Genomic DNA, 14,739 nt, shown 5'->3' on the forward strand with positions numbered 1-14,739 from the left:
GTGACCATGGAAGAGAAGATCGAGGAGCTACGCGAGAAACACGAGGAAGCCCTCCTTGGCGGCGGCGAAGACCGAATCGAAGCCCAGCACGACAAGGGCAAACTCACCGCGCGCGAGCGCATCGACTACTTCTTAGACGACGATACGTTCACCGAGTTCGACCAGTTGCGCACCCACCGGTCGCACAACTTCGGGATGGAAGAACAGCAAATTCCCGGCGACGGCGTCGTGACGGGCTACGGCGAAGTGGACGGGCGCACTGTCTTCGTGTTCGCTCACGACTTCACCGTCTTCGGCGGGTCGCTCGGTGAAGTGTTCGCCGAGAAGGTCGTGAAGGTGATGGACAAAGCCATGGAAGTCGGCGCTCCAATCATCGGGCTAAACGACTCTGCCGGCGCGCGGATTCAGGAAGGCGTCGTCTCGCTCGCGGGCTACGCGGACATCTTCCACCGCAACCAACAGGCGTCGGGCGTCATCCCACAGATTTCGGCAATCATGGGGCCGTGTGCCGGCGGCGCGGTGTACTCCCCCGCCATCACGGACTTCATCCTGATGGTCGAGGACACGAGCCACATGATGATTACCGGCCCGGAGGTCATCAAGACCGTCACGGGCGAAGAAATCACGATGGAAGAACTCGGCGGGGCGGGCGCTCACAACACGAAGAGTGGCGTCGCCCAGTTCTCGACGGCCGACGAAAAGGAAGCCCTCGACGACATTCGTCGCCTGCTCTCGTACATGCCCTCGAACAACGTCGAGGACCCACCACGCGTCGAACCGTGGGACGACCCAGAGCGGATGGACGACGAACTCAAGGAAGTCGTCCCGGACCAGCCACAGAAGCCCTACGACATCGTCAACGTCATCGACAAAGTCGTCGACGAGGGTTCGTTCTTCGAAGTTGCGGAGAAGTACGCACGAAACATCACCATCGGCTTCGCCCGACTCGACGGCCACGCCGTCGGCGTCGTGGCGAACCAGCCGAAGATTAACGCAGGCACCCTCGACATCGACTCCAGTCTGAAGGGCTCTCGCTTCGTGCGCTTCTGTGACGCCTTCAACATCCCAATCGTGACGTTCGTGGACGTGCCCGGGTTCATGCCCGGCACCGACCAGGAGCACAACGGCATCATCAAACACGGCGCGAAACTGCTCTACGCCTACTCCGAGGCCACGGTGCCACTGCTCACCGTCATCACGCGCAAGGCCTACGGCGGCGCCTACGACGTGATGGCCTCGAAGCACCTCGGGGCGGACGTGAACTACGCCTGGCCGACGGCGGAACTCGCCGTGATGGGGCCACAGGGCGCAGTGAACATCCTCTACCGCAAGGAACTGGCCGACGCAGACGACGTGGAGGAAAAGCGCCAGCAACTCATCGACGAGTACCGCGACGCCTTCGCGAACCCCTACGAGGCCGCGGAGAAGGGCTACGTAGACGACGTCATCGAGCCACAGGAGACGCGTCCGCGCCTCATCCAGGACCTGAAGATGCTCCGGACGAAACGCAAGAGCCAGCCGGACCGCAAACACGGCAACATCCCACTCTGAGATGAACGTAGAAGACCTCCTCGCCGCACTCGACATCGACGACGCGGACGCAGACGAGGCCGCCGCCATCGCCGCCTCCATCGGCGCGCACTTACAGGACCTCGCCGCCGCCGCGGCGGACGCAGACGAGGAGACGTGGGAGGGCCAGCGCTGGACGTTCGCTGGCCGGATGGAGGCGCTCCAACAACGTACCGTTCGGGTTCCCGACGGTGCCCCGCAAAGCGCGTGGGCGGCCGCAGGCCGAACCGATAGAATGAGATAACCGGATATTCAACACACCCATATTCACAAATGTTCGATAAGGTTCTCGTCGCCAACCGAGGTGAAATCGCAGTCCGCGTCATGCGTGCCTGTGAAGAGCTCGGTATCGGCACCGTCGCAGTGTACAGTGATGCAGACAAAAACGCCGGTCACGTCCGCTACGCGGACGAAGCGTACAACATCGGTCCAGCCCGCGCCGCGGAGTCCTACCTCGACCACGAGGCTGTCATCGAGGCCGCAGAGAAGGCTGATGCAGATGCCATCCACCCCGGCTACGGTTTCCTCGCGGAGAACGCAGAGTTCGCCGGCAAAGTCGCCGACGCGGGCATCACCTGGGTCGGCCCGAGTTCGGAATCGATGGAGCAACTCGGCGAGAAGACGAAGGCTCGCAAACTGATGGAGGCCGCAGGCGTCCCAATCGTCCCCGGGACGACGGACCCCGTCACCTCCGGCGAGGAAGTCGAAGCCTTCGGCGAGGAACACGGCTTCCCCGTCGCCATCAAGGCAGAGGGTGGCGGTGGCGGCCGCGGGATGAAGGTCGTCAACTCCGCGGAGGAAGCGCAGGACAAGTTCGAGTCGGCCCAGCGCGAGGGTGAAGCCTACTTCGACAATCCGTCCGTATACGTCGAAAAGTACCTCGAAGCGCCACGCCACATCGAGGTGCAGATTATCGCAGACCAGCACGGCAACGTGCGCCACCTCGGCGAGCGCGACTGTTCGCTCCAGCGCCGCCATCAGAAGGTCATCGAAGAGGGGCCAAGTCCGGCCCTCTCCGACGAACTCCGCGCCGAAATCGGCGAGGCCGCCCGCCAGGGTGTCATGGCCTCCGACTACGTGAACGCGGGGACCGTCGAGTTCCTCGTCGAGGACGGCGAGTTCTACTTCCTCGAAGTGAACACCCGGATTCAGGTCGAACACTGCGTGACCGAGGAAATCACGGGCATCGACATCGTGAAGTGGCAACTGCGAGTCGCCATGGGCGAAGAACTCGGCTTCGAACAGGAGGACGTCGAAATCGAGGGCCACGCGATGGAGTTCCGCATCAACGCCGAGAACGCGGCGAACAACTTCGCACCCGCCACCGGCACACTCGAGACGTACGCCCCGCCGGGCGGCATCGGCGTCCGCATGGACGACGCGCTCCGCCAGGGCGACAAAATCGGCGGCGACTACGACTCGATGATTGGCAAGCTCATCGTGTACGGCAAAGACCGCGAGGAGTGTATCGCCCGGTCGAAGCGCGCGCTCAAGGAGTTCGACATTGAGGGCATCGTGACGGTCATCCCGTTCCACCGCCTCATGCTCACCGACGAGCAGTTCGTCGCGGGTACGCACACGACGAAGTACCTCGACGAGGAACTCGACGTCGAACGCATCAAGGACGCTCAGGAAAAGTGGGGGCCGACGAAGACCGGCGACGCCGAAGACGAGGAGACGGTCGAACGCGAGTTCGTCGTCGAAGTCAACGGCAAGCGCTTCGAGGTCAATCTGGAGGAACACGGCGCACCGGCCGTCGCCGCAACCGCGTCGAGCGGCAAGAAGCAGTCCTCCGCCCCGCGCCCATCGAGCAAGAACGGCGACGACAGTGACTCTGGAAGCGCCCCGACAGACGGCCAGCAGGTCAAAGCCGAGATGCAGGGTACCATCCTCGCCGTCAACGTAGACGAGGGCGACGAGGTCACCTCCGGCGACGTCGTCTGCGTCTTGGAAGCCATGAAGATGGAGAACGACGTGGTCGCCAGTGCCTCTGGTACTGTCACACACGTCAGCGTCTCCGAAGGCGAGAGCGTCAACATGGGCGACGTGCTCATCGTCATCGAATAATCGCGTCTCGCTTTTCGATTTTTCAGGCGGTGAGCGACTGCATCACTCGACCAAACCCAAAAGAGCCTCGCGCACCAATACACCGCCATGAGCGAGCAACCAGCCACCCGAGAGGTCCCAAAATCTGACGACGAGTGGCGAGAAATCCTCACCGAGGAGGAGTACAAAGTCCTCCGCGAGCAGGGGACGGAACCGAAGTACACCGGAGAGTTCATCGACAAGGACGACCCCGGCACATACACCTGCAAGGGATGCGGCCAGAAGTTGTTCACCTCGGATACGAAGTTCACCTCCTCGGGGTGGCCGAGTTTCTACGACGCCATCGAGGGGGCAGTCGAGTTCGAGCGTGACACCAGTCACGGGATGGTTCGCACCGAGGTCCACTGCGCGAACTGCGGCAGCCACCTCGGGCACATCTTCGACGACGGGCCGAACCCCACTGGGAAACGCTACTGCATCAACTCCATCTGCCTCAACTTCGAAGAAGAGGCTTGAGTTACTGGTTCCACGGCGCGGCGTCGAATTCGACGGTGCGCTCCTCGCGCTCGATGCCGTCTATCTTCGCGATATCTGCGTCGGTGAGCGTCAGGTCACGCGCGGCAAAGTTGTCGGCGATGTGCTCGCGGCTGGTCGCCTTCGGGATGACCTTCGCACCCTTTTCGCGGAGCCACGCGAGGCTGACCTGAGCTTCGCTCACGTCGTGCTCGCTGGCGATTTCCTGCAGTTCTGGAATGTCGAACACCTCATCCTGCGCGAGTGGCGAGTAGGCGACGAAGTGGTGGTCCTCGTTTTCTGCCATCGCTCTGAGTTCGTCCTGCTGGCAGAGCGGGTTCATCTCGACCTGATGGGCGTAGAGCGGTGCGGAGAGCTGGCCGAGCGCCTCGTCGAGCAGGTCCGGGGTGAAATTCGAGAGCCCGACGTGGCGAATGAGGCCGTCGTCGTACAGTTCGTCGAACGCCCGCAGGGTTCCCTCGGGGTCGTACTCCCCGAGTGGCCAGTGGACGTAGAGCAGATCGAGGGTGTCCACGCCGAGCCTGTCGAGGCTCTCGCGAGTCGTGGAGAGAACGTCTTCGTAGGCGAGATTTCCGGTCTCGACTTTGGAGGCGAGGAAGACGTCCTCGCGTGGAACTGCCGCGTTCTCGATTGCTTCGCCGGCAGCGGCTTCGTTGCCGTACTCCTGGGCGGTGTCGATGTGGCGATAGCCGACGTCGAGTGCCGTTTCGACGCTCGCGACACACTGGTCGTGGTCGTCTTGAAGGTACGTCCCGAGGCCGAATGCGGGGAGGTCGTTCATGGTTCGTGAAAGCGGTGTGGGAAAGTTAACGAGTTCGACTCGGTGGCGCTGTCATTCGCCTGGGTAACGGGTCTAAAATGACGTCCGTCGAGGAAACCGGTGAGCGTACGATTCAGTCCGGTCGGCGTAACTCGACGGGAGTCGCGTGCCTCTGACGGTTGCGGTAAGTCAGCACGCCCGTGTCGGGGGGACGCCACGGGCGGTTGAGGTGGGTGGGGGTAGGGGTACACTTCGATTTCGGTCCACGAAGCGTGGGATTGCTCACTTTCCGCAACTGCACTCAGTACTCTTCGAGACATAGGTTCGTACACTAGTCATTTCGTACGATGGACGGTGTGAACTCTAGTCACCTAGAGTCGCCTCGAATACGAGTTCGAACAGTTTGCGCTCTGCGGCCCGCAGATGGTAGAGATACGTCGGCGAGGAGATGTCGAGATGGTCTGCGAGTTCTTCCGCCGAACTGTGTCGTGGCCATTCGAAAAAGCCCCCGTAGTACGCGATTTTGACCGCCTCTGCCTGGCGGGGCGTCAGGCCTTCGAGGAATCGGCCGCGAATCTCGGTCACCGATTTTGCGGGCCGCGAGACCTCTCTTCGCGCGACGAGTCGAATCCGGGGATAGACGTCTTTGAGGGCGTGGACGAACGCTCGAACGGGCGCGGTCGCTGGCAGGCGGATGACGAGCGTGGAGTTCCCGTCGGTCGATTCGTGTGATTCGAGTGACGCACCAAATCTGGCGATGACGGGCAGGATGTTCAGTTCCGTGATGACTGCCTCGTATATCGCGCTCGTCGTTTCTGCCACCAGTAGACGCACGGACTCGATGGTCTCGGAGACGGCGAGGAACTCGGCTTCGGAGCGCTCTCCGCCGTCCTGGACGCCGATATATGCGATTGCCGTCTCGGTATCTTCGGGGACGTATCCCTCCAGGGTTACCGTACAGCCGAATCCCGCAGAGAGCTGGTTGAGCAACGAACTCTCGTCGTCGCTTTCGAGTTCGAGTTCGAGGGCTGATTCGGTGAGCGTCGAGGATTTTCGCACAATCGATTCGAGCGCGTAGCCGATGAGCTGGCCGAGTTCCCCGATTATCTCCTGTTCTCGCTCTCCGAAGGTGAACGCCTCCTCTGCGTGTAAAAAGAGGATACTCTCTGCCATGTGGCGGCCAATCGGAACCGCGGCGACGGCGTTGTAGGACCCGGAGAGTGCGTCCTTGCGCAGCGACCGCCACTCGGGCACGGCGAGGACGTTCTGGACCACCTGAACGACGTTCGTATCGAGCGCGTCTTGCCCGAGTGCGAACAGTGGGGCGTCCGGGCCGGCGGCGGCTTCGAGCTGTGCGGCGTACTGGGAGGAAATCCCCGCCTGCACCACCTGCGTGAACCCGCCGTTTACGGGTTCCCCGACCCAGGCGAACGCGTACTTCGACGACGCCTGCAACTGCTCGCAGACGGCGTGGAGTATCTCTTCGCGACTCCGCGCCTGCAACAGCGACCGGTTGATGCGTCGAATCGTGTCGTTGATCTGGTTCAGGTGAGCGAGCGCCTCGGTCTGTTCTGCCAGTCTGCGGTCGCGGTCGCGTATCGCGCGCTCGGTGTCTGCTCGTTCGAGGGCGTTCTCGACGTACACAGAGAGGAGGTTCGCCAGTTCTTTCGCCGAGGTGGAGAGCTTTGGCTCGGTCTGGGACCCGGCGACGAAGACGCTGTGGACGCCGATTGGTATCGCCAGACAGCTGCGAAGCGGTTTGTCGATGGGGCTGTCGTCCGGGTCTGCGTCCTCGATGTACGCCGGTTCGCCTGAAACGAAGATGTTCCAGAGGTTCGAGCCGCGTGGTTCGGCGTTCCGTTCACCGTCCAGTGTCGGCGTGGCATCGACGAGTGTGTCACCGGTTTCGTCGAGGTGATAGAAGGTACTGACAGGGAGTCCGATGATGTCTTTCGCCGCCCCGATTGCGACGTTGTACACCGCCGGGGCCGTCGTACAGGTGATAAACTGGGTCGCCGTTCGGTGGAGTTCGGTGAGTGCTCGTTCGTAGCGCGCCTGGTCCGTGATATCCTTGATGTGTGCGAGAAGCGCCCGCTCGCCGTCGAAGACGATGGGTTTCGAGATGGCTTCGACGATTCGCTGCTGTCCATTTATCAACACCTCACGCTGGAGTGGCATTTCGACGTCCCCACCAGTGAGCAACTGCTCGATGAGTTCTGTCGCCTCGTCGTGGTCGTCCTGTGGGAGGAAATCGAAGATTCGCGCACCGAGGACGGTTTCGCGGTCCTGACTGACCATCGAGAGGAACGCTTCGTTCGCGAACACGAGCGTGTCGTCCGTCGTTACGACGATCGGGTCCGGCGAACCTTCGACGAGCGTCCGATATCGGGTCTCGCTCTCTTCGAGTGCCCGTTCTCGGACCACTTGCTCCGATATGTCGCGACCGATGCCACAGCGACCGATTGGCGCTCCATCCGGGCCGGAAAGCGGGATGCTCCGGAACTCGTAGGGCAACCGGTCGCCGCCTTTCGTGTACACGTCCATCTCGATGACGACCGGCTCAGTCGCCGGGAGCGCCTGCAGGTGTTGTCTGACCCGGTCTCTTTCTTCCGGGGCGACGAGTTCGACGATGTCGATTGCCGCGAGTTCCTCGTCCGTGTATCCGCTCACCGTTCGCAGGGCACCGTTCCACTTCACGAGCCGGTTTTCCGGGCTGTAGATGTAGAAGATGTCCTCGATGCCGTCCAGAATCGTCTGCTCTCCGTCGGCGATTGCGCCGTTGTCGGCCGCTCGTTCGACGGCGCTTTCGATTCTGTCCGGCAGTGTGAACAGGGCTGTGGTCGGGACGTAATCGATAGCGGGGTCTGCGGCGACGAGTGACGCGACGTGAATTGGGGCTGACTCGGCGACGCAGATGAGGGGAAGCGTCGGAAATGCGGGACGGAGCCGTTTGACGGACTCGAAAAACTCGTCTCCAGCGACGAGGACGAGGCAATCGAACACATCCCGCTGTAGTCGCGCTTCGATGGCGTCGCTGTCCGGTTCGAGGCTGGTAGAAAACGTGGTCGAAGGTACGGACTCTTCGAGCACTGCAAGCACCGGGCCCGACTCGCCGTCACCCCCTACCAACACCGCGTATTCGCGGGAACGCGAGTCCGCAGGGTACATCGCGGACACGATAGTGTTGGTACGCTGGGAGGTGAGATAATCTCGCCGTTTCTCACGGTGGACGATTGTACAGAGAATCAAACCCTTTAACCACGGGCCACGGCAACCGGGACTATGGACCGAGAGGAGCGCGTACACCTCGTTTCGCGCAATACAGAGGAGGTCGTCACCGAGGAGGAACTGGAGGCCATTTTCGACGAAAAGGAGACGCCCACTGTCTACATCGGGTACGCTCCGACCGGCGAGATGCACATCGGGCACTTCACGACGATGCGAAAGCTTGCGGACTTTCTCAACGCTGGCCTGAAGGTGAAGGTGCTGGTCGCCGACCTGCACGCTCATCTGGACGACGAGAAGAGTCCGTTCGACTTGCTCGACGCCCGGACCGACTACTATCAGGAGGCCATCGAGGGCATGATCGACGCCGCCGGTGCGGACGGGTCGCAAATCGAGTTCGTCCGGGGACGCGACTTCGAACTCGATAGCTGGTACTCCCTCGACTTGCTTCGCATGGCCGCGGACACGACCATCAGTCGCGTCCAGCGTGCGGGCAGCGAAGTCGTCCGCCAGAGCGACAACCCGAAACTCGGCGGCCTCATCTACCCGCTGATGCAGACGCTCGACATCCCCGCGCTCGACGCCGACATCGCCTACGGTGGCATCGACCAGCGCGGCATCTACATGCTCAGCCGCGAGATTCTCCCAGAACACGGCTACGAGGCTCCTATCTGCGTGTTCGCCCCGCTGCTCTCCGGCCTCACGGGCGGCAAGATGAGCGCTTCGGACGAATCCTCGAAGGTGAACCTCACCGACGACGAGGACGACGTCATCGTGAAGATAAACGACGCCTACTGCCCGCAGGGTGAAGTCGAGGAAAACGGCGTCCTCGAATACCTCCGCTTCCTCGTCTTCCCGATTCTCGCAGAGCGCGGCGAGACCTTCGTCATCGAGCGCCCGGAGAAGTACGGCGGCAACATCGTCTACGAGTCGTACGACGAACTCGAAGCCGATTTTGTGTCAGAAGAACTGCACCCGCTCGACCTGAAGAACGCGACGGGTGCGTACATCTCGGACATCATCGACCCGATTCGCGAACGCTTCGCCGACCAGCATGACCTCCTCGCCGACGCCTACCCCGAGAAATACGCCTGAGCGCGACACTGCTTTTCGCCGTGTGACCCCGTAGCAATTACATTCGTGTAACGTGGGGGCATCTATCCACCCTGGTTACACCAATGTCAGCTAAATCATATATTCGCGTGGGTCCGAGCCAGTAACGTGATGCAACCAGCTACCCACACGAAATTCAGTATCGTCGTGCAACCTCGTCGGCCCGAGGAGGTGCGCAAATAATGGTGTTCGAGACGACCGGTGCGGCGGTCGCGTTCCTGCTCGCTCGTGTCCTGCTCGGCGGGATGCTCGCGTTCACCGGATTCAACCACTTCATGCAGACCGAACAGATGACTGGCTACGCTGACATGAAGGGCGTGCCCGCGCCGAAGCTCTCGGTGCTCCTCTCTGGAGGCCTCCTCGTCTTCGGCGGCCTCTCGGTGATTCTCGGGTTCTATCCCGTCGTCGGAGCCGGCGCGCTCGCGGTGTTCCTCCTCGTCACGACGCCGAAGATGCACGACTTCTGGAATGCGCCGGCAGACCAGCAGCAGTCGGAAATGACGGCCTTCCTGAAAAACGTCGGCCTGCTCGGTGGCGTGCTCCTCTTGCTCGCCCTCGGCGGCGTGACGTGGCCCTACGCGGTGGGCGTGGGCCTGTTCTGAGCGTCGGCTAGCACATCTCTTCGACGCTGACGAACGACCCCTCCGCCGCGGAAATCCACGTCGTCAGCCGCGCCTCCTCGCTCGCGTTGAGCGGGAAGAGCGTACACTCGTCGGGTTCGTCTTCGTATGGTTCGACGATGTGGCAGAGTGGCTCTGCCACGTCAAGTGCTGCCCACGCATCGCCGGTCGTTTCCACCCCACTCCCCTCTCCTACTGCGTTGTTGAACATGGTGTTATATCGGTTGTTAGTCACCGTTCGACCCCCCAGTCTCTCACTGACAGTCCCACGTGCCAGTGATATCGCTTGTGTAATCAGCAGTCTCCTATAAAACCCTGCCTACTTTTGGCTGAACAACCATGAGGGTCGTACACGTTCCGTCACCAGCACCCTCATTTGTACCCGGCGCTGAACCACAGGCATCTCGCAGGCGGGGCGATCCCGTCCGGGCACACTACTCATGGAAATCGACCCAACCACGCTCGATGGAACGTTGTACAGAACGCTCGCCGCCGGCGTCGTCCCCCGGCCAATCGCGTGGGTGAGTACCCGCAGCGAAGCCGGCGTCGATAACCTCGCGCCGTACTCGTTTTTCAACGTCGTGAGCGTCGACCCGCCGACGATAATGTTCGCGCCCGTGGACCGCGGCGACGACCTCAAAGACACGCCGAAGAACGTCCTCGACACCGAGGAGTTCGTCGTGAACGTCGTCACCGAGGAGTTCGCGACACAGATGAACGAGAGTTCCGCGACGCTCCCTCACGGCGAAAGCGAGTTCGACCACGCCGGCTTGGACCGCGTGGCATCGACGAAGGTGGCTCCACCGCGCGTCGCAGGCATCAAGGTCGCCTACGAGTGTCGCCTCACCGACTTCGTGGACGTCGGCGCGTCCTCGATGGTCCTCGGCGAAGTCGTGAACGTGTACGTCGACGATTCGGTGACGACAGGCGGCAAACTCGACGTGGAGAAACTCGATGCCGTGGGCCGTCTCTCTGGAAGTTGGTACGCGAAGACGACGGACCGATTCTCGCTCGAACGCCCGGAGTAATCAGAACTGGTAGCGACGCTCGTCGTCGCGCTGGGGGTAGTCGTAGCCGCCGCCGGTCATGTCCTCGTAGGTCATCCCAGAGAGGTACTCGTCGTAGGTCACGTCGTAGCGCCGTCGGAGGTGGAAATCGAGCGTCCCGCGGTCGACGATGGACTGGAACAACAGGTGGACCGCCCGGCGGACGAGCTCGTCCGGGTTGTCAGGTTCGAGGGCGGTGGTGAGCATGGCGAGTTCGTTTTTCGTCTCCCGGTCGAGCGACACGGGCAGCGAATCGTCGAGTGCGGTATACTGATGCTCGATGTCTTCCGACAGGTCGTCGAGACTCATAGCGGGTAGGTGGGTGGCCGTGGCAAAACGATTTTCGCCTGCTCACTCGGTGGTGCGATTTTCTGCGTCGATAATCGACCCGAACACGTACCAGAACAGGGCACCGAAGACGGCGGAGAAGCCAAAAATCGTCGCTCCACTATCGCGAGAGAAAACCCCCACAACGAGGCGCACAATCCTCACCAGAAAGAGTGCGACGCGCCTGGTTTCCATACCCTCCACCCGAGGCGGGTTTCAGGAACCTTCTCAAAGTGGTGGCTCTGTAACCACGGCCTCGGCTTCGATTTCGACGAGCATCGCCGGGTCGATGAGTCGGCGTACCTCCACCATGCTCGTCGCCGGGCGAATCTCTCCGAACACCTCGCCGTGAGCTCGGCCAATCGCCTCCCAGTCGTCGATGTCGGTCACGTAGATGCGCGTTCGAATCACATCTTCGAAGCCTGCGCCAGCTTTTTCGAGCGCCTTGCCCACATTTTCGAGGGTTTGCTTCGTCTGGGCGGCGGGGTCGTCTTTGCCGACGATGGTCCCCGATTCGTCTGTGGCTGTCGTTCCCGAGACGGACACGCGGTTTCCGACACGAACCGCCCGCGAATACCCTACAAGCTGTTCCCACTCCGTCCCACTCGACACGTTCTGTCGGTCCATGCTGTCTCCACCACGGGATACCAGAAAATCACTACCCCTAAACGCGCGCTTTTCCTACCCCTCGGCATGTCTGATGTTCAGTGGTCCCTGTCCGAGGACCTGCCTGCGGTCCAGCAGGCGCTGGTCGAGTGGTACGAGGCGGACCACCGCGACTTCCCGTGGCGGCGGACCGACGACCCCTACGCCATTCTCGTCTCCGAGGTGATGAGCCAGCAGACGCAACTGGGGCGCGTCGTCGAGGCGTGGGAGGCGTTTCTCGAAAACTGGCCGACTCCGCAGGCGCTCGCCGACGCAGACCGCGCCGACGTGGTTGGCTTCTGGAGCGAAATGAGCCTCGGGTACAACAACCGGGCGAAGTACCTCCACGAGGCCGCCCGGCAGGTGGTCGAGGAGTTCGACGGCAAGTTCCCAGAGACTCCCGACACCCTCCAGGAACTGATGGGCGTCGGCCCGTACACCGCCAATGCGGTGGCAAGTTTCGCCTTCAACAAGGGCGACGCCGTGGTCGACACGAACGTAAAGCGCGTCACGTACCGTGCCTTCGACCTACCCGACGACGATGCCGTCTTCGAGGAAGCGGCCAACCGGCTCATGCCCGAGGGCGACTCCCGCGTCTGGAACAACGCCATCATGGAACTCGGCGGGATTGCGTGCGGAAAAGTCCCCGACTGCGACGGGGCGCAGTGCCCGTGGCGAGCGTGGTGTCACGCCTACGAGACGGGCGACTTCACCGCGCCGGACGTGCCAACTCAGCCGAAATTCGAAGGGAGTAGACGACAGTTCCGCGGGCGCGTCGTGAACGTCCTGAAGGAGTACGATTCGCTCACCCTCGACGAACTCGGCCCACGCGTCCGGGTCGATTACACACCCGAGGGTGACCACGGCCGCGAGTGGCTCGCCGGACTCCTCTCCGACCTCGACGCGGACGAACTGGTCGAGTTCGACGCCGCGACGGGCGAGGCGTCCCTGCGTCGCTGACGGCAGAAACCACCTCACTTTTGACGACCCGGCGGCGAATCGAGACTATGGCACCTACCCCTCACGTCGTCGCCGTTTGTGGAAGTCTGCGCGACGAGAGTTTCACCAGAATCGCCCTGCGTCACGCACTCGACGAGGCGGAGCTAGCGGGGGCGACGACGGAACTCGTTGACCCTCGCGGGCTCGACATCCCGATTTTCGACGCCGATAACAGGGAACCCGGCGACGTGCCGGAACTCATGGCAACCCTCCAGCAGGCAGATGCCATCATCCTCGGGACGCCTATGTACCACGGGTCGTACTCCTCGCCGCTCAAGACCATCCTCGACTACGCTGGATTCGACGAATTCGACGACAAGACGGTCGGGTTGCTCGCGGTCTCTGGCGGACGTTTCCCGACCACCGCCCTCGAACATCTCCGGAGCGTCGGCCGGTCGCTCGGCGCGTGGGTACTCCCCCACCAGGCCGCGATTCCGGGCGTCCGAAACCAGTTCTACGACGAGGAGTTCGTCGACGAAGACATGGAAAAGCGGGTTCGCACGCTGGGCCGTCGTGTGGTGCAGTTCTGGAACATCGAGGCTGACCCGGACACGGTCGAGAGCGAAGAGAACGTCGGCGCGAGCGACTAGCGGTTCCTGACTGTCTGCCCGCCGTGATTGACAACTATTTTGATGCTAGCTCGTTCGTCTACAGGGTATGCACGCAATCACCAACAGCGGGTGGATCGAGGTGGTCTCCGGCTGTATGTTCTCCGGGAAGACAGAGGAGTTGCTCCGCCGACTCAGGCGCGCTGAAATCGCCGGGCAAGAGGTGGCGGCGTTCAAACCCTCCATCGACGACCGCTACGGAACCGAAACCATCGGCTCGCACGACGGCGCGAAGTGGGAGGCGCTCGTCGTGGACCCTGACGACCCCGGGCCGGAAATCTTCGAGGCACTGAACGGCGAGCAGGTCGTGGGCATCGACGAGGCCAATTTCTTCTCCGACGAACTCGTCGCCGTCTGCGAGGACCTCGCGGCTGACGGTCGCCGGGTCATCGCGAGCGGGCTGGACCAGACCTTCCGAGGCGACCCGTTCGACCCGGTTCCTGACCTCATCGCCGTCGCCGAGTACGTGGACAAGGTTCAGGCCATCTGCGTCGAGTGTGGCGAACCGGCGACCCGCACCCAGCGGTTCATCGACGGCGTTCCAGCCCACGAAGACGACCCGACGATTCTCGTGGGCGCAGAGGAGAGCTACGAGGCGCGCTGTCGCAACTGTCATACCCTTCGCAGCGACTAGACCACCTGTGACTCAGTGGGTCGAAAACCCGACCGGCGGACGTGACCGCGGCCCGGTCGCGCTCGCGCAGGCGTGGGTCGAAGTGCTCGTCCGCCCTCGACGATTCTTCCGCGCAGCGGTCGCGCCCGGCGACCAGGCTCCTGGCCTCGTGTTCGCCGCGCTCGTCGTCAGCGTGGAGGAAGCGACTCGCTTTCTGCTCGTCGAGAACGCCTATCCCGTCCTCGGCGGGCAACCCGCGCTCTCGTTCGTTTTCGCGCTCGCGCTCGCCGCCCTCCTCGTCGCACCGGCGGCGCTGCACCTGACCGCGGCGGTCCAGACGCTCATCCTGATTCCGTTCGCGCCCGAGCGCGGCGGCGTGAGCGAGACGGTGCAGTTGCTCGCCTATTCTGCGGCCCCCTGCGTGTTCGCGGGACTTCCGATACCCGAACTCCGGGTCGCCTGTACGGCGTACGGTGCGTTTTTGCTCATCCTCGGCGTTCACCGCGTCCACCGCGTCTCGATGCCGCGTGCGGCCGTCCTCGGTGCGATTCCCGCGGCCATCATCTTCGGCTTCGGGTTCCGCGGTTTCGCGGCGCTCGAAACGGTGCTCCTCGGTATCGTTTAGACCCCGCGC

The 14,739-nt window shown here is 62.6% G+C and carries 17 protein-coding genes; 11 read left to right on the top strand and 6 right to left on the bottom strand.

Features of this window, described 5'->3' with window-relative positions:
• The first annotated feature begins 6 nt into the window (after positions 1-6).
• From P1M51_RS03780 to msrB, 4 genes are all read left to right on the top strand, one after another.
• A complete protein-coding gene (locus P1M51_RS03780) occupies positions 7-1,551 on the top strand; it encodes an acyl-CoA carboxylase subunit beta (RefSeq protein WP_369685084.1) in 1,545 nt (514 codons plus the stop codon).
• A 1-nt stretch (position 1,552) separates the two neighbouring features.
• Positions 1,553-1,813 carry an acc operon protein gene (locus P1M51_RS03785; protein ID WP_276274820.1) on the top strand — a complete coding sequence of 87 codons (261 nt, stop codon included), beginning with the start codon at positions 1,553-1,555 and terminating at the stop codon, positions 1,811-1,813.
• A 29-nt stretch (positions 1,814-1,842) separates the two neighbouring features.
• Positions 1,843-3,636 carry an acetyl-CoA carboxylase biotin carboxylase subunit gene (locus P1M51_RS03790; RefSeq protein ID WP_276246862.1) on the top strand — a complete coding sequence of 598 codons (1,794 nt, stop codon included), beginning with the start codon at positions 1,843-1,845 and terminating at the stop codon, positions 3,634-3,636.
• A gap of 87 nt (positions 3,637-3,723) precedes the next feature.
• A complete protein-coding gene (gene msrB, locus P1M51_RS03795; protein WP_276246863.1) occupies positions 3,724-4,131 on the top strand; it encodes a peptide-methionine (R)-S-oxide reductase MsrB in 408 nt (135 codons plus the stop codon).
• Position 4,132: 1 nt separating this feature from the next.
• On the opposite strand, the gene P1M51_RS03800 is transcribed toward msrB, so the two are convergent.
• Together P1M51_RS03800 and P1M51_RS03805 are read right to left on the bottom strand one after the other, a co-directional pair.
• Positions 4,133-4,930, bottom strand: a complete 798-nt coding sequence (locus tag P1M51_RS03800; RefSeq protein WP_276246864.1) for an aldo/keto reductase — start codon at positions 4,928-4,930, stop codon at positions 4,133-4,135.
• Positions 4,931-5,272: 342 nt separating this feature from the next.
• Positions 5,273-8,158, bottom strand: a complete 2,886-nt coding sequence (locus P1M51_RS03805) for a PAS domain S-box protein (protein ID WP_276246865.1) — start codon at positions 8,156-8,158, stop codon at positions 5,273-5,275.
• 33 nt (positions 8,159-8,191) lie between these two features.
• On the opposite strand from P1M51_RS03805, the gene P1M51_RS03810 reads away from it, so the two are divergent.
• Together P1M51_RS03810 and P1M51_RS03815 are read left to right on the top strand one after the other, a co-directional pair.
• Complete coding sequence (locus P1M51_RS03810) at positions 8,192-9,229, top strand: tyrosine--tRNA ligase (RefSeq protein ID WP_276246866.1); 1,038 nt, start codon at positions 8,192-8,194, stop codon at positions 9,227-9,229.
• Between the two features lie 200 nt (positions 9,230-9,429).
• Positions 9,430-9,849, top strand: a complete 420-nt coding sequence (locus P1M51_RS03815) for a DoxX family protein (protein WP_276246867.1) — start codon at positions 9,430-9,432, stop codon at positions 9,847-9,849.
• A gap of 7 nt (positions 9,850-9,856) precedes the next feature.
• Here P1M51_RS03815 and P1M51_RS03820 read toward each other — a convergent pair whose 3' ends face one another.
• Positions 9,857-10,102 (bottom strand): hypothetical protein, encoded by a 246-nt coding sequence (locus P1M51_RS03820; RefSeq protein WP_276274821.1) that lies wholly within the window; start codon positions 10,100-10,102, stop codon positions 9,857-9,859.
• Positions 10,103-10,307: 205 nt separating this feature from the next.
• Here P1M51_RS03820 and P1M51_RS03825 point away from each other — a divergent pair, with 205 nt between their 5' ends.
• Positions 10,308-10,895: a flavin reductase family protein gene (locus tag P1M51_RS03825; protein ID WP_276246869.1), complete on the top strand. Its 588-nt coding sequence runs from the start codon at positions 10,308-10,310 to the stop codon at positions 10,893-10,895.
• On the opposite strand, the gene P1M51_RS03830 is transcribed toward P1M51_RS03825, so the two are convergent.
• Genes P1M51_RS03830 through P1M51_RS03840 form a run of 3 tightly spaced genes read right to left on the bottom strand, consistent with a single transcriptional unit; the run spans position 10,896 to position 11,867 of the window.
• Entirely contained in the window at positions 10,896-11,222 is a 327-nt protein-coding gene (locus P1M51_RS03830) for a hypothetical protein (protein WP_276246870.1), read from the bottom strand.
• Positions 11,223-11,264: 42 nt separating this feature from the next.
• A complete protein-coding gene (locus P1M51_RS03835) occupies positions 11,265-11,435 on the bottom strand; it encodes a hypothetical protein (RefSeq protein WP_276274822.1) in 171 nt (56 codons plus the stop codon).
• A gap of 33 nt (positions 11,436-11,468) precedes the next feature.
• Entirely contained in the window at positions 11,469-11,867 is a 399-nt protein-coding gene (locus P1M51_RS03840) for a RidA family protein (RefSeq protein ID WP_276246872.1), read from the bottom strand.
• 66 nt (positions 11,868-11,933) lie between these two features.
• On the opposite strand from P1M51_RS03840, the gene P1M51_RS03845 reads away from it, so the two are divergent.
• The 4 genes from P1M51_RS03845 (at position 11,934) to P1M51_RS03860 (ending at position 14,730) form a co-directional block, all read left to right on the top strand.
• Positions 11,934-12,845 (top strand): A/G-specific adenine glycosylase, encoded by a 912-nt coding sequence (locus P1M51_RS03845; protein WP_276246873.1) that lies wholly within the window; start codon positions 11,934-11,936, stop codon positions 12,843-12,845.
• A 47-nt stretch (positions 12,846-12,892) separates the two neighbouring features.
• Entirely contained in the window at positions 12,893-13,474 is a 582-nt protein-coding gene (locus tag P1M51_RS03850) for an NADPH-dependent FMN reductase (protein ID WP_276246874.1), read from the top strand.
• Positions 13,475-13,541: 67 nt separating this feature from the next.
• On the top strand, positions 13,542-14,126 hold the full coding sequence (locus tag P1M51_RS03855; RefSeq protein WP_276246875.1) for a thymidine kinase: 585 nt from the start codon (positions 13,542-13,544) through the stop codon (positions 14,124-14,126).
• A 7-nt stretch (positions 14,127-14,133) separates the two neighbouring features.
• The gene (locus P1M51_RS03860; RefSeq protein ID WP_276246876.1) at positions 14,134-14,730 is read left to right on the top strand and encodes a YIP1 family protein; all 597 of its coding nucleotides are present in this window, start codon (positions 14,134-14,136) and stop codon (positions 14,728-14,730) included.
• The last annotated feature ends 9 nt before the right edge of the window (positions 14,731-14,739 follow it).

This window comes from Haladaptatus sp. QDMS2 (assembly GCF_029338295.1).
Taxonomy (GTDB): Archaea; Halobacteriota; Halobacteria; order Halobacteriales; family Halococcaceae; genus QDMS2.